This is a genomic window from Mycolicibacterium sediminis, assembly GCF_010731735.1.
GTDB classification, from domain to species: domain Bacteria; phylum Actinomycetota; class Actinomycetes; order Mycobacteriales; family Mycobacteriaceae; genus Mycobacterium; species Mycobacterium sediminis.
On the sequence record NZ_AP022588.1, the window covers coordinates 111,423 to 135,135 of the forward strand.

The following is a 23,713-nucleotide window of genomic DNA, read 5'->3' on the forward strand; positions in this document are numbered from 1 at the left end:
TCAACGTTCTTCGCGCAAGCGCTCATCAGCGTCTCAACGTTCTTCGCGCAGGCGCTCATCAGCGTCTCAACGTTCTTCGCGCAGGCGCTCATCACCGCGGCTCGCGGAGGACGTAGCCGACCCCGCGCAGCGTGTGCAGCAGTCGCTTGTCGCCGGTGTCGATCTTGCGCCTCAGGTACGAGACGTAGGACTCGACGACGTTGACGTCGCCGCCGAAGTCGTAGCGCCACACGTGGTCGAGGATCTTCGGCTTCGACAGCACCGTGCCGGCGTTGATGATGAAGTACCGCAGCAGGGTGAATTCCGTGGGCGACAGCGAGACGGGCTCGCCGGCCTTCCACACCTCGTGGGTGTCCTCGTCGAGTTCGATGTCGGCGAAGGACAGTCGCGCAGTGCGGGGCTCCTCGACGCCACGTCCCGAGCGGCGCAGGATGACCCGCAGCCGGGCGACCACCTCCTCGAGGCTGAACGGCTTGGTGACGTAGTCGTCACCGCCCAGCGTGAGCCCGGTGATCTTGTCCTGCAACGTGTCTCGCGCGGTGAGGAACAGCGCGGGCGCGTCGATCCCGTCGGCCCGCAGTCGACGTAGCACGCCGAAGCCGTCCATGCCGGGCATCATCACGTCGAGGATGACGGCGTCTGGCTTGATCTCACGCGCCTTGTCGAGGGCGGCGGGACCACTGCACGCCGTGTGCACCTCGAAGCCCTGGAACTTCAGGCTCACCGAGAGCAACTCGACGATGTTGGTTTCATCGTCGACGACGAGAACCCTGGCTTCGGGAATGGACTCGGGAGTGAGTGCTGGCATTGCCATGGGTTCAATGTCCTCTGTCTCGCTGAAAAGGGAACTGCGCAGGCACTGTGAGCTTCCTGTGAATCCTCTCAGTCAACCCTGGCATTCCGCCACGTGGGCGCGGTGACGACTCTGTGACCCCGGCCATAGACTCGGACCCATGAGCTTCGGCAGAACCGTGTTCGACCTGGCCACTGCACCCGCACGCCTCGGACTCGCCGTTGCCGACACAGGGCTCGGCATCGCCGGCGCCACCATCAAGTCAGTCCAGCACGGGCTGTCCGAGGCGTCGGCCCCCATCGGCGGAACGACGTCCATGGCGAAGATGCTGGGACTCGACGAGGCCGTCGACCGGGCGAACCGACTGGCCCGTCTGATGGACGACGACGCGCCGCTGGGCCGGGCACTCGCCCCCGACGGCCCGCTCAACCGGCTGCTGCGTCCGGGCGGCATCGTCGATCAGCTGACCGCGGAGGGCGGCCTGCTCGACAGGCTGACCGCCGACACCGGCGCGGTGTCTCGCGCGCTCGCGCCGGGTGGACTCGTCGACCAGGTCACGGCGGAGGGCGGACTGCTCGACCGGATGACGACCGATGACGGGGCCCTGTCCCGGGTCATCGCACCGGGCGGGCTGGCCGACCAGCTGCTCGCGAACGACGGGTTGATCGAACGGGTGCTGCGCGAGGACGGGGTGGCCGACAAGCTCCTCGCCGAGGGCGGCCTCCTGGACACCATCACCGCCGAGGACGGACCGCTGCTCAAACTGGCCACCGTCGCGGACACGTTGAACAGGCTGGCGCCCGGACTCGAGGCGCTCGCCCCCACCATCGATGCACTACACGAAGCCGTCATCACGCTCAGCCAGGTCGTCAACCCGCTGAGCAACATCGCCGATCGCATCCCGCTGCCGGGCCGCCGATCCGGGCGCCGCTCCGCACCGCGACCCGTGACCTCGCAGCGCGTGATCGAGCACGACGACTGAAACGGGCTGCACCCGAAGGCCTCCGGCGCGAGCCCGCGGATTCCGCGGATTCCGCGGTGACGCGTCGTGCGGCGTCGGCCGACGGGCGGATGGCTCGATCGCCGGCCGGTTCCCCCGATCGGTCGTCACACCCGTGAACCGATACGCTTGACGCCGCATGCCTCCTTAGCTCAGTGGTAGAGCACCCGCCTTGTAAGCGGAAGGTCGTCAGTTCAATCCTGACAGGAGGCTCCACACGCGGGGCCGACGTGGACTACGTCTCGTCGGCGAGCTGCCGGCGGCTCTGCTGCAGGCCCGGACCGTCGGGATCCACACCCTTCTGGTGGTCCAGCTCGTCCTGCAGTTCGCGCTGCTCCTCGGTCGCCTCGGTGGCGTCCTTGGGCGTGGGAGGCGGCGTGCTCTGCTGTTCCATGCGGCACGGATCACCGGTTTGCCAGATCGCTAAACGCTCTACGACGGTGGCGCCGGGTCGAGCATCTCGACGTGGTCGCCCTGCCACCGATACCGCACGCTCGTGACGGCGGCGGGCGGGCACGCGTTGCACGCGCCGGGCGTCTTGTAGTTCAGCACCACCGTGTCGTCGGTGGTGCGGGCGGTGTTCAGCGACGTGAAACCGAATGACCTCGACGTGGCGGTCCCGAGGTAGTCGCCGTCGTGGAACATCAGCGCAGCGATCGGCGAACTGCCCGTCGCACCCGCCACCGAGACCAGCGCCGTGGACAGGGTCGCGCAGCGGTCGAAGTTCCCCGACGCGTACTCGGCACTCCACGCCCAATCCGTCCCCGGATACGGGGGCAGCGTGCCGACGGCCCGGGCGATCTCGGGCGCGGCGAGGTCGACACCGCACGCCGGCGCCGCCGACGCATGCGCCGGGGACACGAGCCCGCAGGCCAGACCGAGTACGACGCATGCGGTTTTGATCCCCATGCCCTGATAGTCGTCGACCGAACCGATCCGTTACTCGCGCCCCCGGGTTGACGCCGTCCGGTCACACTCCCACAATTACGGTCATCGTCGGTCACGACTGCTCGGAAGGGTGCCGGATGCTCCCCATCGCACGCCACGACGTCATCGTCGAGCTGGTCGAGCGTGCCCACACGGTGAGCACCGACGAACTGGCGACCCGGCTCGGGGTGTCCGCCGAAACGGTGCGTCGCGACCTCGCCCTGCTCGAGGAGCGCGGGGCACTGCGCCGGGTGCACGGCGGCGCAGCCCGCGTCCTGCGACGCGACAGCGTCGAAGAGCCGCCCTTCGTCGAACGGACCGTGATCCACCAGCAGGCGAAGGTCGCCATGGCGCGCGTCGCCGTCGCGCTCCTCGAACCCGGACAGACCGTGGCCATCGACGTCGGCACCACGGCGGTCGACGTGGCCCGCGCCATCCCCGCGACGTTCCGCGGCACGGTGATCACGCCGTCACTCCTGGTGGCGGTCGAACTCGCGGGCAGAGCGGGCGTGGACGTGTTGGTCTCCGGTGGCCGTATCCGCGGAGGCGACCTCGCGTGCAGCGGAGCCCATGCGCGAGCGCTCTTCTCGGACGTGTACCCCGACGTGGCCTTCATCGGGTCCGGCGGCGTCGATGCCGCCGCGGGCCTCACCGACTACCACCTCGACGAGGTCGACGTGCGGCGGACGATCATCGCGAACAGCGCCGCCAGCTACGTCCTGGCCGACTCCTCCAAACTCGGCCGGGTCGGCCCGCACCGCGTGTGCGGCCTCGGCTCGGTCAGCGGTCTGATCACCGACGACTGCACGTCCCCGGCCGTCGCCGCGGCCGTCCGCGAGGCCGGCGGTGTCGTCATCGACGCCGCGTCGCCGTCGCTCATCGCCGAATCCGCGACATGACGGTTCTCGCCATCGACCAGGGCACCTCCGGTACCAAGGCCATCGTCGTCGACCCCGAGCAGGGGGTGTGCGGCGTCGCCGAGGTCCCGGTGCACCCCCGATACCTCGAGGGTGGCGGGGTCGAGCAGGACCCGAACGAACTCCTCGACTCCGTCCTCGACGCTGGTCGCGCCGCGGTCGCCCAGGCGGGCCGACCGATCGACGCGGTTTCACTGGCCAACCAGGGCGAGACCGTCCTCGCCTGGGACCCGGCCACCGGCCGGCCCCTCACCCAGGCGATCGTGTGGCAGGACCGGCGTGCCGAGTCGATCTGCGCCGAACTCTCCGGACACGCCGCCGAACTCGCGTCGCGGACCGGACTGGTGCTCGACCCGTACTTCTCGGCGCCGAAGATGGCGTGGCTGCGCCGCAACGTCGAACGCGACGGCGTCGTCACCACGTCGGACACGTGGCTGCTGCACCAGCTGACGGGCGAGTTCGTCACCGACGTCACGACGGCGAGCCGCTCGCTGCTCTTCGGCCTCGGCGAGACCGTCTGGAGCCGCGATCTTCTCGCGATCTTCGGCCTCGACGGTGAACTCCTCCCGGACGTCGTCGCGAACGACGCAATCATCGGGACGACGTCCGCGTTCGGGACCGAGACCCCCGTGGGCGGCATCGTCGTCGATCAGCAGGCCGCGCTGCTCGCGGAGTCGTGCCTCGAGGCGGGGACCGCCAAGTGCACGTTCGGCACCGGCGCCTTCCTGCTCGGGAACGTCGGCACCACGCCGCAACTCTCCGACTCCGGCCTCACGACGTCGGTGGCGTGGCGGGTCGGTGGCGAGAACACCTACTGCGTCGACGGTCAGGTGTACACGGCGGCATCCGCGATCCGCTGGCTCGCATCCCTTGGCATCGTCTCCGGCGCAGAGGAACTGGACTCCGTCGCAGCCCGGGACAACGGCGGCGTGCTGTGCGTACCCGCGCTCGCGGGCCTCGCGGCCCCGTGGTGGCAGGCCGGTGCCACCGCGTCCTTCTCGGGCATGACGCTGTCCACCGAGCGTGGCCACCTGGTGCTGGCGGTACTGCAGGGCATCGCCGCGCAGATCGCCGAACTGGCCGGCGCGATCGACTCCGTCGGGGCTCCGCTGACCCGCCTGCGGGCCGACGGCGGCCTCACCCGCTCGGCCGTGCTGATGCAGTCCGTCGCCGACGTGCTGCAGGTCCCCGTCGACGTCTACCCCTCCCCGCATGCCACCGCACTCGGCGCGGCGGCGCTGGCCGACCTCAGCCTGCACCCCGGCAGACCCCTGAGCGAGGTCGTCCCGCACTGGGCGCCGTCGTCGACCTTCGAGCCGCATTGGGATTGCACTCGTGCCAACGACTTCCGATCGTCATGGCGCGCACTCGCCGCCACCACCTACGGGAGGACACCGTGAGCCCTCGCTACGACGTCGCCGTCATCGGCGCGGGCATCGTCGGATCGGCCATCGCACGCGAACTGTCCGGCCAGAACCTCACCGTCGCCCTGCTCGAAGCTCGCGACGACGTCGGTGACGGCACCAGCAAGGCCAACACCGCCATCCTGCACACCGGATTCGACGCCACGCCCGGCACGCTGGAGTCCGAACTGGTCAGACGCGGCCACCACCTGCTCACCGAGTACGCAGGCCCGACCGGCATCCCCATCGAGCACACCGGCGCCATCCTGGTCGCCTGGGACGACGAGCAGCTCGCCGCACTGCCGACGCTGCGCGACAAGGCCGAGGCCAACGGCTACCACCACTGCGAGATCGTCGGTGCCGCAGCGGTATACGACGCCGTCCCCAATCTCGGGCACGGCGCGCTCGGCGGACTCACCGTCCCCGACGAGTCGATCATCTGCACCTGGACGGTCAACCTCGCGCTCGCCACCGATGCGGTCAACCGCGGTGCGACGCTGCTGACCCGCCACCGCGTCACGGGTATCGAGGAGCACGAGTCCACCACCGCGCTGCACACCGAGTCCGGCCCGGTGACCGCGAGATGGGTCGTCAATGCCGCGGGCCTGGGCGCCGATCACGTCGACGCCCTGTTCGGTCACTCGCGCTTCACCGTCACGCCGCGCCGCGGCGAACTGATCGTCTACGACAAGCTCGCCCGACGCCTCGTCGACACGATCGTGCTGCCGGTGCCGACGTCGCGGGGCAAGGGCGTCCTCGTCAGCCCCACCATCTACGGCAACGTCATGCTCGGCCCGACGTCGGAGGACATCGAGGACCGCGCCGCGACCGCCACCACCGAGAAGGGCTTGGCGTTCCTCCTGGAGAAGGGGCGGGCGCTGATGCCGCGCCTGCTCGACGAGGAGGTCACCGCCACCTACGCCGGGCTGCGGGCGGCCATCGACCACAGCGACTACCTGATCGATGCCGACGAGGCGCGACGCTATCTGCTCGTCGGGGGTATCCGGTCCACGGGGCTGACGGCGGGCATGGCGATCGCCGAGCACGTCCTCGGCACGCTCGCCGAGGCCGGCCTCGACATGGCGCCACGCGCGAATCTGCCCGAGCCGCCGCGCATGCCGAACCTCGGCGAGGCGTTCATCCGGCCGTACCAGGACGACGCGCGCATCGCCGCGGACCCCGAGTACGGGGCGATCGTGTGCTTCTGCGAGCGCGTGACCGCGGGCGAGCTGCGCGACGCCTGCCGGTCGACGATCCCCGCCGGTGGACTCGAGGGCCTGCGGCGCCGGACCCGCGTGATGAACGGCCGGTGCCAGGGCTTCTACTGCGGCGCCGAGGTGCAGGCAGTCCTCGACCGGGAGGTGCCGGCCCGATGAATGTCGACGTCGCCATCGTCGGAGGCGGGCCGGCCGGACTGACCGCCGCGGCAGCGCTCGCTCCCGATCTCCGCGTCGTGGTCCTCGAACGAGAAGCGGCTGCGGGCGGGATCCCCCGTCACAGCGATCATCTCGGCTACGGCATGCGCGACCTGAAGACGTTCATCGGCGGGCCCGCCTACGCCCGCAGGCTGGCCGACGCGGCGACCACCGCCGGGGCCGACGTCCACACCCGCTCGATGGTCACGGGGTGGGCGGGCGACACCGCGCTCGACGTCACCTCACCGTCGGGGCGCCGGCGGATCGACGCCCGCGCCGTCATCCTCGCCACCGGCGCGCGCGAGCGGCCACTGTCCGCACGTCTCATCCCGGGCGACCGTGGATCCGGCGTCTACACGACCGGACACCTGCAGAACCTGGTGCACGTCCAGCGCCGTGGCGTCGGACGGCGTGCGGTGATCGTCGGCGCCGAATTGGTCAGCTACTCGGCGGTTCTCACGCTCAAGCACGTCGGCTGCGAGACGGCGCTGATGATGACGACGTACCCCTCCCCCGAGTCCTACGCCGCGTTCACCCTCGCCGGCAGGTCCCCGTTCCTGGGCGTCGACGTCGCCACCCGCACCCGGGTCGCGCGCATCATCGGCAGGCCCGCCCTGCGGGCCGTCGAGATCGAGCACCTCGACACCGGCCGCCGGCGCATCGTCGACTGCGACACGCTGATCCTCACCGGTGACTGGATTCCCGACAACGAACTGGCCCGCAGCGCCGGCCTCGACATGGACCCCGGCACGTCGGGGCCACTCACCGATACGGCCCTGCGCACCAACAGGACCGGAGTCTTCGCGATCGGCAACCTGCTGCATCCCGTCGACACCGCGGACGTCGCGGCCCTCGACGGGCGACACGTCGTCACCGCCGTGCGCGAGTTCCTGGGAGGCGCCCCGACGCCGGTGGCCGGGGTGCGCCTGCTCGCCGCGGCGCCGTTGCGGTGGATCACTCCCGGCATCCTGCGTCCCGGCGACGACGCTCCCGCGCGACGTCGCCTGCTGCTGTGGACCGATTCGCTCGTCCGCATCCCGCGCGTCGTCGCCCGGCAGGACGGCCGAGAGGTGGGCCGCCGCACGCTGCCCTGGGCGGCGTCGCCCGGCCGCGTCTTCCGCGTTCCCGCCGGCATCCTCGACGGCGTCGATCCCACGGGCGGCCCCGTTACGGTGTCGCTGGGCTGACGGCTACGCGGCCATCATCGCCAGGAACCCCGGCCAGTCGGGGAACAGGGCCCGGTCGACGAGTTCGATGCGAACGCCGGCCTCGTCGATCAGGTACGCGAACGAGGTGAGTTCGGCGCCCGCGGGACGTGCCTCGAGTCGGTAGCCGTTGCCTTCGAGCGCCCGGCAGCTCGCGCCCAGATCGTCGGTCCAGTAGCCGAGGTGGTGAGCCGACCGATCGGGGTTCGCGGTCCAGATCGTGCCCGGCACCTCCTGGATCACCTCGAGGTGCGGCGCCTCGATCGAGTAGACGAAGCGGAACGGCATCACGACGTCGCCGTCGCGGGTCGTCACGGTCAGCTCGGCCTCGACGGGCTTCGTCCACGTGTAACCGGAGACCGCCGTCAGACGTCCCGTCGCCTCGCCGACGTCGGGGACGACGAGGCCGACGTGGTAGAGGTCGGCGATCGCGAGCGGCGCTGCGGCGGAGGTCATGTCCTCCACGGTGCCACGCCCGAGACATCGAACGTCGACTTTCCGTCGCCCGTGGATCGGATGGGCGAGGAAAGGTCGACGTTCGCCGAACCCCTGCGCTTTACGTTACAGAGTGTAACGATAAACCCGTGACGCTCGGTAGGCCCCGCGATCCCAGCACGCAGCGGTCGATCCTCGCCGCGACCAGAGCGCTACTGGCGACGGCTGGATACGACCAGATCTCGATCGACGCCATCGCCCGCGAGGCAGACGTCAGCAGGCCCACCGTCTACCGTCGCTGGCCGTCCAAGGCGCACGTCGTGTTCGACGCCGTCTTCGGCGCGGCGGAGGGCGGCGACATCCTCACCGGCACCGGCGACTTCGCGACCGACCTTGGGCACTTCGTGCGCGGAGTCTGCGAGTTCTGGCGCGACCCCGTCGTCGCCGGCGCGACGATGGGCATCCTCGCCGACCGCCACCGCGACCCGGCACTCTCCATCCGCACCCAACAACTCCTCGACGAGGACACCCGGCGGAGGTTCGGCGTCATCGTCGAGTCGGGCATCGACCAGGGCGTCGTGGCACCCCACGTCGACGTCGACATGCTCTGGGACGTCCTCGTCGGCACCGCCCTCTACGCCGTCCAGGTCCAACGCCGCGACGACGTCACCGACGTCGCCGAACGACTCTGCGCCCTCGCCACGAAGGGCGCAGCCATCCGACCCGAGGAGCAGCCATGACCGACGACCCACTCTCGCAGGCGTTCTCGGGCCTGCTCGACGAGGTCCGCGCGGTCGAGACCAAGATGCTGGCCGCCGATCCACCCCTGGACGAGGCCGACGTCCTCGACGGCTACCGCCTCGCATTCAGCCTGCTGCGCGTGGCCGTCGACGCCTACGTGTGGAACGAGAAGGAACGTCCACGCCTGGTCGACGTCATCGCACCGTTCCTCAAGTGGGGCGGCGACAACTCCGACGCCTACTACCAACTCGCCCCGATCGACCCGAGCCGGACCTACCGCGTCCGCGGCAATCGCGGCGACGCGGTGTACCTGTCGATGACCGTCTACGGCGGCCCCGACGACGGTCGCTACTCCGACCGCATCGTCGGCACCCTGAACGACCGCGCCCTGGACGTCGACGACGACGGGAACTTCGAGTTCACCCTCGGCCCAGCGCCGCTGGACGGGCCCGGCCTGGTACTCGAGCCCGACGCGGTGTTCGCGCTGACACGCGACTACGTCAACCACCGCGCCACCGACCGCAGACCCACATGGGTCATCGAGGCAGTCGACCCTGCGCTGCGCCGCCACGACGACCGCGCCGACCTGACCCGGCGCTTCACGGCAGCGAGAACATGGCTGGCGGAACAACTCTCGTTCCTGCCGACCCGCCTCGAGCCGCCCAACTCGATCCACGACCCCTATCCGGTACCGAGTCAGACCTACGGCTGGGCCGCGGGCGACGCCGCGTACGCCATGGGCGCCTTCGACCTCGGTCCCGGGCAGGCGCTCGTCGTCGAGGGCACCTCACCGGACTGCGCGTTCTGGAACCTGTGCCTGTGGAACCCGTTCCTGCACACCTTCGACTTCACCTCGGAGCGCACCACCATCAACGGCGCCGAGGTCTCCTACGAGGCCGACGGATCCTGGCGCATCGTGATCAGCGACCGGGACCCCGGACAGCCGAACTGGGTGTCGACGGCCGGCCGGCCGCGAGGCCTCATCTGGCTGCGCTGGTTCCTGCCCGACGTGACACCCGACCGGCCCACGTGTCGCGTGGTCGACGTGGCGGAACTCTCGTCGTGACGACGCAGCAGCGGCGACCCGACGTCATCCGGCTCACCGATCTGGCGACACCGCGCTACCCCGAGGCGGCGCGCCCGATGCGCGAGGGCCTGGCGGCCTACGGAGCGACGCTGTCGCTGGCGCCGGACGTCCTGATGGCTGCGGCGAGTGACCGCTCGGGACTACGGGATTGGGGTGACCCGTCCTTCCGCGAGCGGCTCGACGTCCTGTGCACGTCGCTGGTCGCCCAGGCCGGCCTCTCCGACGTGGGCGTGGCGATGGTCTTCGAGCAGCTGGTCGGCAACCTGGTCAACCGGTTGCGTCTGGAGGCGCTCGTCGCGGCACACCCCGAGATCACCGACGTCGTGATCGAGCGGCCCATCGTCATTTGCGGGCTGCCCCGCACCGGAACGACCCACCTGCACAACCTGATCGCCGCCGATCCGGCGCTGCGCCACCTGCCCTACTGGGAGAGCCTCGAACCGTTCCCCGCACCAGGTGACGTCGACGACCAGAGTCGCCGCGACCGCTGCCAGGCTGGCCTCGACCTGATCGACGCGTCGATGCCGGAGTTCAAGCGGATGCACGAGATGACGGTCGACCACGCCCACGAGGAGATCCAGCTCCTGGCCAACGACGTGTCGGGGATGCTATTCGAGACGACCTACCAGGTGCCGGACTTCGCGGCGCACTACCGCTCACACGACCAGTCCGCGTCCTACGCCTACCTGAAGCGCACGCTGCAGGCGTTGCAGTGGCTGCGCGGCGGGCGGCGGTGGGTGCTGAAGTCACCGCAGCACCTCGAGCAGTTCCCGGCACTGCGCGCGACGTTCCCCGACGCCACGTTCGTCGTGACCCACCGCGATCCCGTCGAGGTGACGCGGTCGATGGCGACGATGATCTGCTATGCCTCCCGAATGGCTTGCGACGCGCCAGATCCCGTGGCCGTCTCGCGCTACTGGCTCGACCGCGCCGACGATCTGCTGAATGGCTGCCTACGCGACCGCGACGTCCTGCCGCCGGGACAGTCCATCGACGTGGAGTTCGACCGCTTCATGGCCGACGAGGAGGGGACGGTCGCGTCGATCTACGAACTCGCCGACCAGCCCTACGACGATCGTGCGCGCCGCGCGATGTCGGCCTTCCGTGCGGAGCACCCCCGCGGCCGGCACGGCGGCGTCGACTACCGGCTCGACGACCTCGGACTCGACCCCGCGGACGTCGCCGCCCGGTTCCACCGCTATCGGGACCGCTTCGTCGGCGCGTGAGCCGTTCTGCGCCGACCTGGAGAGTCACGTCGCGAATCGGGCGCGGATCACGACATGACTCTCCAGTTCGGTGCAGAACCTGAGTGGCTGACTCAGTCCAGCCGGCGCAGCGCCTGGTCGTACATGGCGAAGGCCTCCCCCAGCCCGTCCCCCACCCAGGCGTCGACCATGCCGACGCGGTCGGCGACCAGTTGGATCTGCGTCGCCCATACCTTGAAACCCTCATCGGTACGCAAGGCGTCGATCTGGTCGGAGGTGCCCTGGATCAGGATGAAGCCGCCGAGTTCGGCGCTCTGCGGTCGCAGGATGGCGGTGTCGAAGCGTTCGATCCGGCCCGCGTCGCGGAGGGTGTCCAGGTATCCGGTCAAGGACTCCTTTAGAAGCGCCAGGGCCTGCCGCTCGCGTCCACGCGTGGGAAGACCCCAGGTCACCCAGATACCGGCCTCGGACATGACACACCTCCTCGACGAACGAACACCGACCATATCGGCGGCACCGCGGTCCGCCGGGGTCGACACCCGATGCGCTCCGCCGCCCGCGGAGTAACGCCTCGCCACCCCGCGACGAATAATGACGCGAGCGACAGTTCAGGGTTTACTGGCGTTGCAGATGGTGACCGTGAGGTTCGACGGCGCCCCGGAACGTCACGAACGGGGAAGTGGAATGGGTGCTGCAACGCATGTGGGCCGTGTCGGCGGGCTGGCAATCGCGCTGGGCGTGGGTACCGCGCTCGTAACAGGACATGGGGTCGCTCGCGCCGACGACGGGAGCGGATCCGATGCATCGGTCAGCGCACCCGGCGCCTCGGCGACCGGCGCACCCGGCGCGACCCACGGCGCCCCGAGTCCCGCGGGTCCGAAGTCGACCTCCCCGCAGACGTCCACTGCCGGCGCCGCCCGCACGGACCGGACACCCAAGCCGGTGACTACCGGAACCGTGAGCGCCCGGACGAACACCGGTGTCTCGGGAAGCGCCACGTCGGACACCCCGACCGGCAGCTCACAACCGAGATCCGGGCCCGCCTCGGACGCCACCTCCTCTGGGAAGCCGAGCATCAGGTCCAGACCCGCGAGGTCGTCGAGTGATCGCGGCATTAGTCCGACGACGACGACGTCCGGCGGTGCTGCCGGGTCGGCGGCCGATGTCGCGGGACCGACGACGGCTTCACGGTCGACCGTCGAGGCCGACACTCCCGAGGTCGAACCCGCGGCCAGCACCCGGCGCGCGGCACCCGTCGCCCAGTCCGCGCTCACGACTGCCCCCGAATCCGTGGCGAAGGCAGCCGATGTGGTCATGGGCGTCGTGGCGGGCGTCGCGAACTGGATTGCGGGTCCCGCCGTCGGCGTCGCACCGATCGCGCCCCCCGAATCGCCGATGGCGTGGACCCTGCTGGCGTTCGCGCGCCGTGAGATCGACGGCTTCGTGTCGAGCATGACCGACGCGTCGTCGCGCACCGATGCAGCAGCCGTCGTCGCCACCAGTCTGGACTCCGAGACACCGGTTGCGGCGCGCGCGGTAGCCGACGCCGTACCCGCCCGCCCCCGGTTTCCCACGCCCGGTGCGCAACTGAGTCCCTCGACCAGCTTCGTGGACTGGGTGACCGGCAACTTCCAGCCGAACGACACCTACGCGCGCTACGGCATCTGGGGCACCGACGTGGGCACGATGTGGGACAACGGGATCGCCGACGATCCGGACACACCTATCAACGAGCACCAGGTCCTGATCGCGTTCGGAGACACCTTCGGCGGGCCCAACATGACGGGCACCTGGCGGTTGAACACGCTGTTCCGGAGTTCGGACCTCACCCTGGCGGACGGGCTGAGCGTGCCGGACGGGCAGTGGCTGAACGGGAACATGTTCGGTGGATCTCCGCTGTGGGAGGAGAACTATGCCCGGCAGATCATCCTGCCGGAGCGCCTCCCCTCGGGACTCCCGCCCGGCGTGACGCTGATCCCCACCGCGGGCATCTCGGTCCCCACACCCGGCACGCAGTTCGGCGCCACGCAGTACCTCAGCTTCATGTCGGTCAAGCAGTGGGGCGCCGCGGGCCAGTGGTCGACGAACTACTCGGCGATGGCCTACTCGACCGACAATGGCGAGAACTGGTACATCGCACCGCAATCCGTACGCATGAACGATCCGCTCAGCGGTAACGCCAACTTTCAGCAGGCAGCCCTGGTCCGTCCCGGGGACGGCTACGTGTACTCCTATGGCACGCCCAACGGTCGTCAGGGCGCGGCGTACCTCTCTCGCGTCGCCGAGAAGGACATCCTCGACGTGTCCAAGTACGACTACTACAGCAAGGGCGATCCGGGGGGTTGGTTCGGCTGGGGAGCAACCCCCGCTGGTTGGTATCGGAACCAACCCGCGAAGGCGACCCCCGTGTTCGGCGGGGCCGAGCGCGGCACGTGCGGGCTGACGAAACCCGGCGGCCAGGTGAGCGAGATGTCCGTGCAGTACAACAAGACACTGCAGAAGTACGTCGCGATGCACGGCGACCAGTCCAACAGCATCGTGTTGCGCACGTCGGACACTCCGGAAGGCCCTTGGACGGAACCGACGGTCCTCCTCGCGCAACAGCCCGGAGGCATCTACGCACCGATGATGCACCCGTGGTCGCCGTCCACGATGGGAACGGGTACCGACCTCTACTGGAACCTGTCCCTGTGGTCGGAGTACAACGTCATGCTCATGAGAACCGATCTGACGAAGGTGTAGCCCCGTGCGCTGGTCGACTCTCGTCACACTCGCCATGACGTCGGCGCTCATGACTGTCCCGATCGCCGGTGCCCAACCCGCTGCGCCGCAACCGGATACGGCCTGCGCTGCCCAGGTGTCCGGCGCGATGACGCTACTCGCAGGCGCCGCGGCGCCACTGCTGTGTGTCGACGGTCGGTGGCAGACGGTGTCCGACCCATACCCGTTCAGCGGTCGCTGGGTGAGTTCGGAGAAGCCGATGACGCTGCGCGGCGGCGCGGTGCAGAACCCCGCGCTCGAACCCGGCCACTGGACGGCGACCCCACTGACCGACGACGACCGCTGCCGGGCGGAGCAGGTGTCCGTCACCTACGGCGAGGTCGACGGTCCACCTCGGATCGACGAGGGCGGCAAGGGTCAGCGTCTCGATCTCGAGGTGATCCCGCGGCTACTCGACATCGACATGAGCGGAGACTGCCTGTGGCAGCGGGTGGGTGACTGACCCTGCCGAGCCGTGCCAGCGCGCATGAGCCGAGGTGTGTCGAACCGGAGAGTCACGTCGCGGATCGGAGAACATCACGACGTGACTCTCCTGTTCGGCGCAAGACCGAGCGGACCAAGTGAAGGTCAGCGGCGCAGCATGCTGGGGAACGGGAGTCCCGCCTCGGCGGCCTCGACGCGACGGGCGTCGACGGCGAAGCAGACGATGCTGGCGGCGAAGCTGAGCATCGCGGCCACGATCACGGCGGTGGCGCCGGCCGCCGAGCCCATGCCGAGCAGGGAGACGCCCATGACCACGCCGATCACCGCGGCGAACATCAACAGCAGGCCGGTCGAGGCCACCGCTTCCGATGCGGGAACCTCGGTGCTGACTGGGGTGTGAGATACCACGGTGTCGTCCTTCCGCCGGTTGGGGCGCACACGTGATACCCCACGCCGAGCGGCCCGAAACGGGTCGCCTACAGCGGCAGCCGACGGTTGATGACGAGCGCCGCGATAGCCGCCACCGCCAGCGCGAGCGCACCGAGGCGCAGCCACCCCGCGCTGGCGTCGCCACGCACCGTCTCGTAGCCGATCTGGTCCTGCAGGTTGCGGAAGACCTGGTTGAGTTCGTCGAGGTCCTCGGCCCGGTAGGCGGTGCCGCCCGACAGCCGGGCGACCTCCTTCATGGTGGTGTCGTCGACGGGCACGTCGACCTGCGACCCGTCGACCTCCACCTTCCCGTCCGGCGTCCCGAAGGCGATGGTGGAGATCGGGATGCCCTTGTCCTTGGCGGCCCGGGCGGCCGTGAAGGCGCCGCGCGGATTGTTGGGGTTGGACGGGGTGGTCTCCTTGCCGTCGGAGAACAGGACGATGCGGGCGGGCGGGGGCTCGTCGCCACCGCCGATCACCGCGCCGACCGTGGAGACGGCCTGCAGGGCCGCGAGGATGGCCTCACCCGTCGCGGTGCGTTCGGCCACCTGCATCTTGTCGATGGCGACCTTCGTGGCGTCGTGATTGGTCGTCGGCGAACTGAGCATCGTCGGATTGGCCGCGAACGTGATCAGGCCGAGGTTCACCCCGGGGGTCAGCTCGTCGGCGAACTTCTTGGCCGCCTCCTGAGACGCCTTGAGCCGGCTGGGCGGGACGTCGGTGGCGTTCATCGACGTCGAGACGTCCATCACCAGCATGACGACGGCGCGGTTGCGGGGGATCTTGCGGTCGAGCGACGGGCCCGCCATCGCGACGGTGAAGAACACCAGCGACAGCGCCACCAGCAGGGCCGGGACGTGCCGCCACCTGCTCTGCGGGGTGGGCGAGACGCTGACGATCATGTCCCTGCTCGCGAACCGGGCGAGACGCCGGGCCCTGCTGCGCTGGATCGAGAAGTACAGGACCGCCAGGCCTGCGATCACCAGGAGGAACAGGAACGCTCCCATGTGCGCGAAGCCCGACAGCGGCAGCTCCCCCAGGACGGGCAGGTTCACGGATGCTTCCCTTCGGATGATCGGATCTAGACCGAGAGTACAAAGCCGTGGCGAGTCGGCGGGATGCGTGACCTGCGCCCGGCGCTGGGCGGGTGCTCAGGTTCCCTCGGGCGGCGGCGTCTCGGCAGACCTAGACTCCTGCTGTGCGCGACGTGATGGATGAGCTGCTCGCGGTCTGGCGGGCCGGGGGCACGGCGGGCCTGGCCACCGTCGTTCGCACGATCAAGTCCGCGCCCCGGGCACCCGGAGCGGCAATGGTGGTGGCCCCGGACGGCACCGTCGCGGGTTCGGTGTCGGGCGGCTGCGTCGAGGCGGCCGTCTACGAACTCTCCGCCGAGGTGGTGGCGACCGGCCGCCCGGAACTGCAGCGCTACGGCATCACCGACGACGACGCCTTCGCCGTCGGGCTCACGTGTGGCGGCATCATCGACGTCTTCGCCGAGCCGGTGTCGCGCGCGACGTTCCCCGAACTGGAGGACGTCGCGGCCGACATCGATGCGCACCGGCCCGTGGCCGTCGCGACCGTGATCGCCCACCCCGATTCCGCGTGGGTCGGCCGCAGGCTCGTCGTCGGCACGGCCACCGTGGCAGGCACGCTCGGCTCGGCACGCGCCGACGCCGCCGTCGCCGACGACGCCAGGGGCCTGCTGGGCGCCGGCCGGACCGACGTGCTGACGTACGGGCCCGACGGCGAGCGCCAGGGCGAGGGCATGGAGGTCTTCGTCGCCGGCCACGCTCCGCGTCCGCGCATGATCGTGTTCGGCGCCATCGACTTCGCGGCCTCGCTGACGCGGCAGGCCGCGCTGCTCGGCTACCGGGTCACCGTCTGCGACGCCCGGCCGGTCTTCGCGACCGCGGCCCGGTTCCCCGCCGCCGACGAGGTCGTCGTCGACTGGCCGCACCGGTATCTGCGCGGTCAGGCCGACCGCGGTGAACTCGACGGCCGCACGGCGATCTGCGTGCTCACGCACGACCCGAAGTTCGACGTGCCCGTCCTCGAGGTGGCTCTGCGGCTGGACGTCGGCTACGTCGGCGCCATGGGGTCGCGGCCCACCCACGAGGACCGGCTGCTGCGTCTCCACGAGGTCGGCCTGTCCGACGCCGAACTCGACCGGCTGTCCAGTCCCATCGGGCTCGACCTCGGCGCGCGCACGCCCGAGGAGACGGCGGTGTCGATCATCGGCGAGATCGTGGCGCGCCGCTGGGGCGGCAGCGGCCGTCCGCTGGCCGACATCGGCGGCCGCATCCACCACGACGGCGCCGACGACACCGCCAAGTCGACCGTCTAAGCAGCGGAAACGCCACTCTCACTTTTTGATATTCCGCTTCTCTTGTACGATAACGGCACGTGCACCACGATGTGATGGGCACCACGTACACGTAAAAGCACAAGGGGCTGACGCCGTGACCTCCACCGCGACCCCGGCGACCGAATCGCCGGTAACCGCTGACACGTCCGGCGCCGTCACGGCCCGGTATGCGGGCACCCGGATGCCGCGCGTCGAGGACAACCGACTGCTCACCGGCGAAGGCACGTTCGTCGACGACGTCCAACGACCCGGCATGCTGCACGCCTGCTTCGTCCGGAGCCCCTTCGCCCACGCCACCATCAAGGGCATCGACGCCTCCGCGGCACTCGCGCTCCCCGGGGTGCGCGCCGTGTTCACCGCCGCCGACCTCAACGGCGACGTCGTCGAGGCCTGGCACGCCGTCGCGGGCAAGGACGTCGCAGACACTCCCCGACCGCCACTGGCCGAAGGCGTCGTGAAGTTCGTGGGCGACCCGGTGGCGCTCGTCGTTGCCGAGAACCGCTACCTCGCAGAGGACGCCGTCGACCTCGTCGACGTCGACTACGAACCCCACCCCGCCCTGGCCGACTTCCGCAGATCGGCCGACTCCGGCGTCGTCGTCCACGACGAATACCCGGACAACGTCGCCGGCGGCCTCGGCGGGATGCCGCCCGACGAGGAGGTGTTCGCCTCCGCCGCAACGGTGGTGTCGGAGAACGTGTATCAGCAGATGTACGTGCCGGTGCCGATCGAGACCAGGGGCATGGTCGTCGAGTGGTCGGCGGCCTCGGCCGAACTGACGGTGTGGGCGTCCACGCAGACGCCGCACGAACTGCGCGCGTTCTGCGCACGCCTGCTGGGTCTGCCGGCCCAGCGGGTGCGGGTCATCATGCGCGACACCGGCGGAGGCTTCGGGCAGAAGGTCGTCCCGATGCGCGAGGACATGTGCATCATGCTCGCTGCCCGCAAGGTGCCCGCCGCGCTGAAGTGGATCGAGGACCGGCGCGAGAACCTGATGTCGGCGGGCCAGTCACGTCACGTCGACGGCACCGTTCGGATGGCATTCGACGCCGACGGCAGGATCCTGGCGGTCGACATCGACTTCCTCCAGGACGTCGGCGCGTACCCGACGCCCTACCCGGTGCTCACCACCGCGGCCATCGGGATGTTCTTCCCCGGGCCGTACCGGGTGCCGAAGGCGAGCTTCAACTACAAGACCATCTTCTCGAACACCGCTGGGCTGCATGCCTATCGCGGTCCGTGGCAGTACGAGACGCTGGCGCGGGAGATGCTGCTCGACATCGGCGCACGCAAGATGGGCATGGACCCGGCCGAACTGCGCCGCATCAACGTGCTGCGCGGGGACGAGATGCCGTACTTCAACCCCAACGGCATGCCCTACGACCACGTCGCCCCCGCCGACACCTTCGAGCAGGCCGTCAAGATCCTCGACCACGAGGGGTTCCGGAAGTCGCAGGCCGAGGCGCTCGAGCAGGGCCGCTACCTCGGCCTGGGGTACTCGGCCTACATCGAGCCGACCGCCGCGGCGCAGGGCTACCTGGGTCACGAGGGCTGCACCATCCGCATCGAACCGAGCGGCACGGTCAACGTCTACGTCAACGGCGGCTCCACCGGCAACAGCCTCGAGACCACCGTCGTCCAGCTCACCGCCGACGTGCTCGGTGCCAACGTCGACGACGTCCACACCATCCAGGGCGACACCGCCGTCACCCCGTACGGCGCAGGCACGCAGGGCAGCCGCAGCGGACCGATGACGGCGGGCGCGGTCAACGAGGCGGGCACCACGTTGCGCGGGCAGATCATCGCGCTCGCGGCCCACGCGCTCGGCGTGGAGGGCTCCGACCTCGAACTGTCGAACTCCACCATCACGTCCCGTACCGATCCGGACAAGTCGATGACGTTCGGCGACCTCGCCTTTCGCACGCACTACGAGCCGACGCAGTTCCCGCCCGGCCTCGCGTCGCAACTCGAGGCCACCGCACGCTTCGTCTCGACCGCGCCGATCCACTGGGCCAACGCCACCCATGCGTGCACGTGCGAGGTCGACGTCGACACCGGGCACGTCACGTTGACGCGCTACATCGTCAGCGAGGACGTCGGCCCGATGATCAACCCCAACGTCGTCGAGGGGCAGATCGCGGGCGGCACCGTCCAGGGCATCGGCGGCGCGCTTCTCGAACAGCTCTCCTACGACACCGACGGGAACCCGCTGTCGTCGACGTTCGTCGACTACCTGCTGCCCACCGCCACCGAGGTGCCCACGATCGAGTACGGCCACGTCGAGATCCCCGGCCCCGGCGTGGGCGGCTACAAGGGTTGCGGCGAGGGCGGTGCGATCGGCTCGACGCCGGCGGTCATCAACGCCATCAACGACGCGCTCGCGCCGCTCGGCGTGACGGTCACCCAACTGCCCGCGACCCCGGCCCACATCGTGGATCTGATCGAGCGCGGTTCCGGAGGGCAAGAGCGCAGCGACCGGGGAATCAAACCCCGTATGGAAAGGACCACCGACAGTGGAACTCAAGAATGACTTCCGGGTCGCCGTGCCCGCCGCGAAGACGTGGGAGGTCTTCACCGACGTCGAACGCGTCGCGCCGTGCCTGCCGGGCGCGACCCTGCTGACGGTCGACGGCGACGAGTTCACCGGTGCGGTCAAGGTCAAGGTCGGCCCGATCACGGTGTCGTACAAGGGCGTTGCGTCGTACAAGGAGAAGGACGAGTCCGGCCTGCGCATCGTGCTGCGGGCCGAGGGCAAGGAGACCCGCGGCAACGGCACCGCCGCCGCGACCATCACCGCCCAGCTCACCGACGAGGGCGCCAGCACCTCCGTCGAGATCACCACCGACCTCGCGATCTCCGGCAAGGCCGCCCAGTTCGGCCGCGGCGTCCTGGCCGACGTGTCGAGCAACCTGATCGCGCAGTTCGCCCGCAGCCTGGAGGCCGAACTGCTGGGCGGCGCGCCCACCACCGCCGCACCGACCACCGAATCCGCCGTCGCCGCAGCGCAACCCACCGCCGCCGACTCGGTCAACCTGCTTGCCGTCGTCGCCGCACCGCTGGCCAAGCGGGCTGCACCCGTCGTCGCGGGCCTGGCCGCCGGCGCCGCGCTGGGCTTCCTGTTCGGCCGCCGCCGCAGCAGGGCCGCACACCCGGCCGCGATCAAGGCCGACGAACTGCTCGCCGCGCTGTCCCGGCTGCTCTCGTGAAGGCCGCCCCGTTCGCGTACCACCGGCCGGACACCGTGAAGGAGGCGGTCGAGCTGCTCGCCGAGTACGGCGACGACGCCAAGGTCCTCGCAGGCGGCCAGAGTCTGGTGCCGATGTTGGCGATGCGGCTCACCCACTTCGAGAACCTCGTCGACATCTCACGGCTCGACGACCTGTGCGGCATCGACCTCGTCGACGGCGAGGTCGTGATCGGCGCGGCCACCCCGCACGCACTCGTGGGTCTCGACGACGAGGTGGCCGAGTCGGTTCCGCTCCTGACGCTCGCGACCCCGCACATCGGCCACTTTCAGATCCGCACCCGCGGAACGCTCGGTGGCGCCGTAGCGCACGCCGACCCGGCCGCGGAGTACGCCGCGATCGCCCTGGCGCTCGACGCGACGATCGAGGCGTCGTCGGCCCGCGGCGACCGGCAGATCCCGGCGGCGGAGTTCTTCACCGGACTGTGGGAGAACTCGATGGCCCCCGACGAGATCCTCGCCGCGGTGCGGTTCCCGGTGTGGTCGGGCTGCACGGGGTTCGCCGTGCACGAATTCGCCCGCCGGCACGGTGACTTCGCGATAGCCGGTGCGACCGTCGCTGTCGAACTCGACGACGAGGACCGCGTCGCGCGCTGCGGCATCGGCCTGCTCGGTCTGGGGTCGACACCCGAGCGCGGCACCGCTGCCGAGGAGGCGGCCACCGGACGCCCCGTCGCCGACCTGTCGGCCGACGAGATCGGCTCGCTCGCGATGTCGGGGCTCGCCGACGTCCCCCACGACCTGCAGGGCTCCGCGTCCTACCGCACCCGGGTGGGCGCGGCGATGGTGTCCCGCGCCTGGACCGATGCGATCACGGAGGCACTCGATGCACGAGACTGACGTCCACCTCTCCGTCAACGGCACCCCGCACGGCGGCGTCGTCGAACCGCGCCTGACGCTCGCGGACTTCCTGCGCGAGAAGTGCGGCCTCACCGGCACGCACCTCGGTTGCGAGCACGGCGCGTGCGGCGCCTGCACCGTCCTGCTCGACGGGCAGGCCGTCCGGTCCTGCCTGATCTTCGCCGTCCAGGTGGACGGCCAGGAGGTCACGACCGTCGAGGGGATCGCATCGCCGGACGGCGAGCTGTCGCCGGTGCAGTCGGCCCTGCGGGCCTGTCACGGGCTGCAGTGCGGCTTCTGCACCCCTGGCTTCGTCACCTCCATCACGGCGCTGCTGCGGGACAATCCGCAGCCGACCGACGACGAGATCCGCGAGGGCCTCTCGGGCAACTTCTGCCGGTGCACGGGCTACCAGGGCATCGTCAACGCGGTGCACCAGGTGGCTCGGTCCCAGGCCTGACCCGACGGCGGACCGCGCCTAAGACACGACTCCGCGGAGCGCGTCCGCGCCGAACACCGGCGCCAGCATCGACGACATGTCGGGGCCGCGCCGGAGCCCGTGCCCGCCGTCGACGTTGATGATCTGCCCGGTGATCCACTGCGCCGCATCGCTCAGCAGGAACAGCGCCGCGTTGGCGACGTCGGTCACCTCACCCGGCCGCGGCAGCGGCGTGCAACTCGCGTAGTCGGCGCTGATCTCCGGCGAGTCGAGGATGGGCGCGACCATGTCCGTCCGGATCAGGCCGGGCCGGATGCCGTTGACCCGCACCCAGGACGCGCCGAGTTCGTCGGCGGCCAGCATCATCAGGTGGTCGAGAGCCGCCTTGCTGGGGCCGTACGACGCGAACCACCGGTGGGTGTTGCTCGAGGCTATCGACGAGATCCCGACGAACGATCCACCGCCGCCGCGCACCATCTCCCGCGCGGAGTGCTTGAGCACGTACATCGTGCCGTTCACGTTGAGGTCGACGGTCTGGCGCCAGCCCTCGGAGTCGACCTGGGTGATCGGTCCGATGGTCAACGACCCGCCGGCGCAGTGCACCACGCCGTTGAGGCGGCCGTGCCACGCGGTGGTGGCGTCGACGACGCGGGCCACCTCGTCCTCGTCGGTGACGTCGGCCGGCTCGTACCGGACGCGGCCCTCGCCCGTGCCAGCGCCGATCTCCTCGGCGGCGGCGGCGAGCCGGTCGGCGTTGCGCCCGACCAGCATCGCGTGACCGCCCGCCGCGACCACCGCTTCCGCCACGCCCTTGCCGATCCCGCTACCGCCACCGGTGACCAGAATCGTCCGGTCCTCCAACGAGAGTTGCATGGTCGCACCCTTCATTCCGCCCGAGTGAGTCACGCGCCAGACCCAAAACTGGAACACGTTCTCGTATCGAACCACACGGCGGAGTTCGCACAGCGTCGTTTCTCACGAGGCGTCGTCAGCGATGGCACAGGCGCCGGTCAGCGCCTCCACAGAAATGGCACGTACGCACCACTTTTCCTCCAGAACGGGCGGCGGGTCGACCGCCGTCGGCGTATCGTTTCGGCCACGGGCGGCCCGTCTTCGGCGTCGCCGTACGACGACGGAAGGCATCGCGCCATGGCGACGTTCGACTCCCCCGCTCCGAGCGGACTCACCTCGGCCCGACGCCTTCTCGCCGTGGGCGGATTCGCCGTCGCCGTCGCCGCCGCGCCCGCCATCGCGGCCCTCGCCGCGCCGGCACCCGCACCGTCGGTCGCCGCGTGTCCCAACGGGGAGACCGAGGACACCTTCACCACGACGTGCACGCCGGACCTGGTGCCCAATTCCCCCGAGGTGCAGTCGACTTCGCCCGGCGGTCTGCCCTCGGTCAGCGGCATCCCCTGCAGCGGCGCCAATTCCGGCCAGTGCATCGGCCTCTCCGAGGAGCAGCAGTCCGAGGGTCCGATCGCCGTGCCACGCTCGTCGGTCAGCTCGAGCCCCTAGTCGCGAACGCCCGTCACGGCCACCTGCTCGCGAGGCCACTGCCAGGGAACTCGTGGAATCTGTGCAGATTCGTCGGAGCTTCCATAGAATCCTCGCGACGACACGGTCAATAACGACAGGAAGCGTGACGATGGCGACTATGGAATTGCGTGCCACCCGCGGGCGCGGCGGTTTCTCCCCCCGACGACTGGTCATTGCGGGCGGGTTCGCACTCGCCGTCGCCGCGGCCCCGGCGCTCACGGCGTTCGCCGTGCCGGTCAACCCGTCGGCACCGCTGGCCGACTGCCCCGGCGGGGAGGAGGCGGACCAGTTCACGGGCGCCTGCGTCCCGCACACCGTCCCGAACTCGGGCGCCTCGCCCTTCAGTTCCATCCCGGGCAACCCGGACGTCCCGGCCATCGACGGGATCCCCTGCACCGGTGGCAACAGCGGCCAGTGCATCGGCCTCGCCGAGGACGCGCCGCAGTACGTGCCGCCCACGTCCTCGGTCGAGAGCAGCCCGACCGTCTACGGCGTCTCCTAGCAACCGTCCGCTCTGGGCGACTCTGC

26 protein-coding genes and 1 tRNA gene are annotated in these 23,713 nt (G+C 70.2%); 18 read left to right on the forward strand and 9 right to left on the reverse strand.

What is annotated here, in order from left to right; translation table 11 throughout:
- Positions 1 to 91 precede the first annotated feature (91 nt).
- On the reverse strand, positions 92 to 814 hold the full coding sequence (locus G6N64_RS00625; RefSeq protein WP_163795152.1) for a response regulator transcription factor: 723 nt from the start codon (positions 812 to 814) through the stop codon (positions 92 to 94).
- 139 nt (positions 815 to 953) lie between these two features.
- Between G6N64_RS00625 and G6N64_RS00630 the strand changes: the two genes are divergently transcribed.
- Positions 954 to 1,775 (forward strand): hypothetical protein, encoded by an 822-nt coding sequence (locus G6N64_RS00630; protein WP_163795153.1) that lies wholly within the window; start codon positions 954 to 956, stop codon positions 1,773 to 1,775.
- Positions 1,776 to 1,934: 159 nt separating this feature from the next.
- Positions 1,935 to 2,009: transfer RNA gene (locus tag G6N64_RS00635), tRNA-Thr, on the forward strand.
- Positions 2,010 to 2,028: 19 nt separating this feature from the next.
- Here G6N64_RS00635 and G6N64_RS29850 read toward each other — a convergent pair.
- Positions 2,029 to 2,187 (reverse strand): hypothetical protein, encoded by a 159-nt coding sequence (locus tag G6N64_RS29850; RefSeq protein ID WP_174266730.1) that lies wholly within the window; start codon positions 2,185 to 2,187, stop codon positions 2,029 to 2,031.
- A 38-nt stretch (positions 2,188 to 2,225) separates the two neighbouring features.
- Positions 2,226 to 2,702, reverse strand: a complete 477-nt coding sequence (locus G6N64_RS00640) for an LppP/LprE family lipoprotein (protein ID WP_163795154.1) — start codon at positions 2,700 to 2,702, stop codon at positions 2,226 to 2,228.
- A 116-nt stretch (positions 2,703 to 2,818) separates the two neighbouring features.
- Between G6N64_RS00640 and G6N64_RS00645 the strand changes: the two genes are divergently transcribed.
- From G6N64_RS00645 to G6N64_RS00660, 4 genes are read left to right on the forward strand one after another with little or no spacing between them, the layout of a single operon-like run.
- Positions 2,819 to 3,619 carry a DeoR/GlpR family DNA-binding transcription regulator gene (locus tag G6N64_RS00645; RefSeq protein ID WP_163795155.1) on the forward strand — a complete coding sequence of 267 codons (801 nt, stop codon included), beginning with the start codon at positions 2,819 to 2,821 and terminating at the stop codon, positions 3,617 to 3,619.
- Positions 3,616 to 5,037, forward strand: coding sequence for an FGGY family carbohydrate kinase (locus G6N64_RS00650; protein WP_163795156.1), 1,422 nt, complete (start codon positions 3,616 to 3,618; stop codon positions 5,035 to 5,037). The genes G6N64_RS00645 and G6N64_RS00650 overlap by 4 nt, the downstream gene beginning before the upstream one ends.
- A complete protein-coding gene (locus tag G6N64_RS00655; protein ID WP_174266731.1) occupies positions 4,995 to 6,416 on the forward strand; it encodes an NAD(P)/FAD-dependent oxidoreductase in 1,422 nt (473 codons plus the stop codon). Before G6N64_RS00650 ends, G6N64_RS00655 begins: the two co-directional genes overlap by 43 nt.
- Complete coding sequence (locus tag G6N64_RS00660; protein WP_163795158.1) at positions 6,413 to 7,642, forward strand: NAD(P)/FAD-dependent oxidoreductase; 1,230 nt, start codon at positions 6,413 to 6,415, stop codon at positions 7,640 to 7,642. The genes G6N64_RS00655 and G6N64_RS00660 overlap by 4 nt, the downstream gene beginning before the upstream one ends.
- 3 nt (positions 7,643 to 7,645) lie before the next feature.
- On the opposite strand, the gene G6N64_RS00665 is transcribed toward G6N64_RS00660, so the two are convergent.
- On the reverse strand, positions 7,646 to 8,116 hold the full coding sequence (locus tag G6N64_RS00665) for a VOC family protein (protein WP_163795159.1): 471 nt from the start codon (positions 8,114 to 8,116) through the stop codon (positions 7,646 to 7,648).
- Positions 8,117 to 8,244: 128 nt separating this feature from the next.
- On the opposite strand from G6N64_RS00665, the gene G6N64_RS00670 reads away from it, so the two are divergent.
- Genes G6N64_RS00670 through G6N64_RS00680 form a run of 3 tightly spaced genes read left to right on the forward strand, consistent with a single transcriptional unit; the run spans position 8,245 to position 11,149 of the window.
- A complete protein-coding gene (locus G6N64_RS00670; protein WP_163795160.1) occupies positions 8,245 to 8,835 on the forward strand; it encodes a TetR/AcrR family transcriptional regulator in 591 nt (196 codons plus the stop codon).
- The gene (locus G6N64_RS00675) at positions 8,832 to 9,902 is read left to right on the forward strand and encodes a DUF1214 domain-containing protein (protein ID WP_163795161.1); all 1,071 of its coding nucleotides are present in this window, start codon (positions 8,832 to 8,834) and stop codon (positions 9,900 to 9,902) included. Before G6N64_RS00670 ends, G6N64_RS00675 begins: the two co-directional genes overlap by 4 nt.
- On the forward strand, positions 9,899 to 11,149 hold the full coding sequence (locus tag G6N64_RS00680; protein WP_246230875.1) for a sulfotransferase family protein: 1,251 nt from the start codon (positions 9,899 to 9,901) through the stop codon (positions 11,147 to 11,149). The genes G6N64_RS00675 and G6N64_RS00680 overlap by 4 nt, the downstream gene beginning before the upstream one ends.
- Before the next feature lie 92 nt (positions 11,150 to 11,241).
- On the opposite strand, the gene G6N64_RS00685 is transcribed toward G6N64_RS00680, so the two are convergent.
- Both G6N64_RS00685 and G6N64_RS30590 read right to left on the reverse strand, forming a co-directional pair.
- Positions 11,242 to 11,601, reverse strand: a complete 360-nt coding sequence (locus G6N64_RS00685) for a hypothetical protein (protein ID WP_163795162.1) — start codon at positions 11,599 to 11,601, stop codon at positions 11,242 to 11,244.
- 192 nt (positions 11,602 to 11,793) lie between these two features.
- Positions 11,794 to 12,402, reverse strand: coding sequence for a hypothetical protein (locus G6N64_RS30590; protein ID WP_308206633.1), 609 nt, complete (start codon positions 12,400 to 12,402; stop codon positions 11,794 to 11,796).
- A gap of 16 nt (positions 12,403 to 12,418) precedes the next feature.
- Between G6N64_RS30590 and G6N64_RS00690 the strand changes: the two genes are divergently transcribed.
- Together G6N64_RS00690 and G6N64_RS00695 are read left to right on the forward strand one after the other, a co-directional pair.
- The gene (locus G6N64_RS00690; RefSeq protein ID WP_343044047.1) at positions 12,419 to 13,870 is read left to right on the forward strand and encodes a glycoside hydrolase family 183 protein; all 1,452 of its coding nucleotides are present in this window, start codon (positions 12,419 to 12,421) and stop codon (positions 13,868 to 13,870) included.
- Positions 13,871 to 13,874: 4 nt separating this feature from the next.
- Positions 13,875 to 14,351 (forward strand): hypothetical protein, encoded by a 477-nt coding sequence (locus G6N64_RS00695; RefSeq protein WP_163795164.1) that lies wholly within the window; start codon positions 13,875 to 13,877, stop codon positions 14,349 to 14,351.
- Between the two features lie 125 nt (positions 14,352 to 14,476).
- On the opposite strand, the gene G6N64_RS00700 is transcribed toward G6N64_RS00695, so the two are convergent.
- Together G6N64_RS00700 and G6N64_RS00705 are read right to left on the reverse strand one after the other, a co-directional pair.
- Complete coding sequence (locus G6N64_RS00700; RefSeq protein ID WP_163795165.1) at positions 14,477 to 14,740, reverse strand: hypothetical protein; 264 nt, start codon at positions 14,738 to 14,740, stop codon at positions 14,477 to 14,479.
- Between the two features lie 68 nt (positions 14,741 to 14,808).
- Entirely contained in the window at positions 14,809 to 15,816 is a 1,008-nt protein-coding gene (locus tag G6N64_RS00705) for a VWA domain-containing protein (protein ID WP_163795166.1), read from the reverse strand.
- A gap of 143 nt (positions 15,817 to 15,959) precedes the next feature.
- Between G6N64_RS00705 and G6N64_RS00710 the strand changes: the two genes are divergently transcribed.
- The 5 genes from G6N64_RS00710 to G6N64_RS00730 all read left to right on the forward strand — a co-directional run bounded on the left by G6N64_RS00710 (position 15,960) and on the right by G6N64_RS00730 (position 21,670).
- Positions 15,960 to 17,105 carry an XdhC family protein gene (locus G6N64_RS00710; protein WP_163795167.1) on the forward strand — a complete coding sequence of 382 codons (1,146 nt, stop codon included), beginning with the start codon at positions 15,960 to 15,962 and terminating at the stop codon, positions 17,103 to 17,105.
- A 202-nt stretch (positions 17,106 to 17,307) separates the two neighbouring features.
- On the forward strand, positions 17,308 to 19,656 hold the full coding sequence (locus G6N64_RS00715) for a xanthine dehydrogenase family protein molybdopterin-binding subunit (protein WP_163801342.1): 2,349 nt from the start codon (positions 17,308 to 17,310) through the stop codon (positions 19,654 to 19,656).
- Positions 19,640 to 20,332 carry an SRPBCC family protein gene (locus G6N64_RS00720; protein WP_163795168.1) on the forward strand — a complete coding sequence of 231 codons (693 nt, stop codon included), beginning with the start codon at positions 19,640 to 19,642 and terminating at the stop codon, positions 20,330 to 20,332. The genes G6N64_RS00715 and G6N64_RS00720 overlap by 17 nt, the downstream gene beginning before the upstream one ends.
- Entirely contained in the window at positions 20,329 to 21,210 is an 882-nt protein-coding gene (locus G6N64_RS00725) for an FAD binding domain-containing protein (protein WP_163795169.1), read from the forward strand. The genes G6N64_RS00720 and G6N64_RS00725 overlap by 4 nt, the downstream gene beginning before the upstream one ends.
- A complete protein-coding gene (locus G6N64_RS00730) occupies positions 21,197 to 21,670 on the forward strand; it encodes a (2Fe-2S)-binding protein (protein WP_163795170.1) in 474 nt (157 codons plus the stop codon). The genes G6N64_RS00725 and G6N64_RS00730 overlap by 14 nt, the downstream gene beginning before the upstream one ends.
- Before the next feature lie 18 nt (positions 21,671 to 21,688).
- On the opposite strand, the gene G6N64_RS00735 is transcribed toward G6N64_RS00730, so the two are convergent.
- Positions 21,689 to 22,522 carry an SDR family oxidoreductase gene (locus G6N64_RS00735; RefSeq protein WP_163795171.1) on the reverse strand — a complete coding sequence of 278 codons (834 nt, stop codon included), beginning with the start codon at positions 22,520 to 22,522 and terminating at the stop codon, positions 21,689 to 21,691.
- Positions 22,523 to 22,798: 276 nt separating this feature from the next.
- Between G6N64_RS00735 and G6N64_RS00740 the strand changes: the two genes are divergently transcribed.
- Together G6N64_RS00740 and G6N64_RS00745 are read left to right on the forward strand one after the other, a co-directional pair.
- A complete protein-coding gene (locus G6N64_RS00740) occupies positions 22,799 to 23,164 on the forward strand; it encodes an intersectin-EH binding protein Ibp1 (protein ID WP_163795172.1) in 366 nt (121 codons plus the stop codon).
- A gap of 130 nt (positions 23,165 to 23,294) precedes the next feature.
- Positions 23,295 to 23,687 (forward strand): intersectin-EH binding protein Ibp1, encoded by a 393-nt coding sequence (locus G6N64_RS00745; RefSeq protein ID WP_163801343.1) that lies wholly within the window; start codon positions 23,295 to 23,297, stop codon positions 23,685 to 23,687.
- Positions 23,688 to 23,713: the final 26 nt, after the last annotated feature.

Excerpts from the sequence above, each read along its gene's own strand:
- G6N64_RS00625 (WP_163795152.1), bottom strand. The coding sequence starts at position 814 with ATGGCAATGCCAGCACTCACTCCCGAGTCCATTCCCGAAGCCAGGGTT.
- G6N64_RS00630 (WP_163795153.1), top strand. The coding sequence starts at position 954 with ATGAGCTTCGGCAGAACCGTGTTCGACCTGGCCACTGCACCCGCACGC.
- G6N64_RS29850 (WP_174266730.1), bottom strand. The coding sequence starts at position 2,187 with ATGGAACAGCAGAGCACGCCGCCTCCCACGCCCAAGGACGCCACCGAG.
- G6N64_RS00640 (WP_163795154.1), bottom strand. The coding sequence starts at position 2,702 with ATGGGGATCAAAACCGCATGCGTCGTACTCGGTCTGGCCTGCGGGCTC.
- G6N64_RS00645 (WP_163795155.1), top strand. The coding sequence starts at position 2,819 with ATGCTCCCCATCGCACGCCACGACGTCATCGTCGAGCTGGTCGAGCGT.
- G6N64_RS00650 (WP_163795156.1), top strand. The coding sequence starts at position 3,616 with ATGACGGTTCTCGCCATCGACCAGGGCACCTCCGGTACCAAGGCCATC.
- G6N64_RS00655 (WP_174266731.1), top strand. The coding sequence starts at position 4,995 with ATGGCGCGCACTCGCCGCCACCACCTACGGGAGGACACCGTGAGCCCT.
- G6N64_RS00660 (WP_163795158.1), top strand. The coding sequence starts at position 6,413 with ATGAATGTCGACGTCGCCATCGTCGGAGGCGGGCCGGCCGGACTGACC.
- G6N64_RS00665 (WP_163795159.1), bottom strand. The coding sequence starts at position 8,116 with ATGACCTCCGCCGCAGCGCCGCTCGCGATCGCCGACCTCTACCACGTC.
- G6N64_RS00675 (WP_163795161.1), top strand. The coding sequence starts at position 8,832 with ATGACCGACGACCCACTCTCGCAGGCGTTCTCGGGCCTGCTCGACGAG.
- G6N64_RS00685 (WP_163795162.1), bottom strand. The coding sequence starts at position 11,601 with ATGTCCGAGGCCGGTATCTGGGTGACCTGGGGTCTTCCCACGCGTGGA.
- G6N64_RS00715 (WP_163801342.1), top strand. The coding sequence starts at position 17,308 with ATGCCGCGCGTCGAGGACAACCGACTGCTCACCGGCGAAGGCACGTTC.
- G6N64_RS00730 (WP_163795170.1), top strand. The coding sequence starts at position 21,197 with ATGCACGAGACTGACGTCCACCTCTCCGTCAACGGCACCCCGCACGGC.
- G6N64_RS00735 (WP_163795171.1), bottom strand. The coding sequence starts at position 22,522 with ATGCAACTCTCGTTGGAGGACCGGACGATTCTGGTCACCGGTGGCGGT.
- G6N64_RS00740 (WP_163795172.1), top strand. The coding sequence starts at position 22,799 with ATGGCGACGTTCGACTCCCCCGCTCCGAGCGGACTCACCTCGGCCCGA.
- G6N64_RS00745 (WP_163801343.1), top strand. The coding sequence starts at position 23,295 with ATGGCGACTATGGAATTGCGTGCCACCCGCGGGCGCGGCGGTTTCTCC.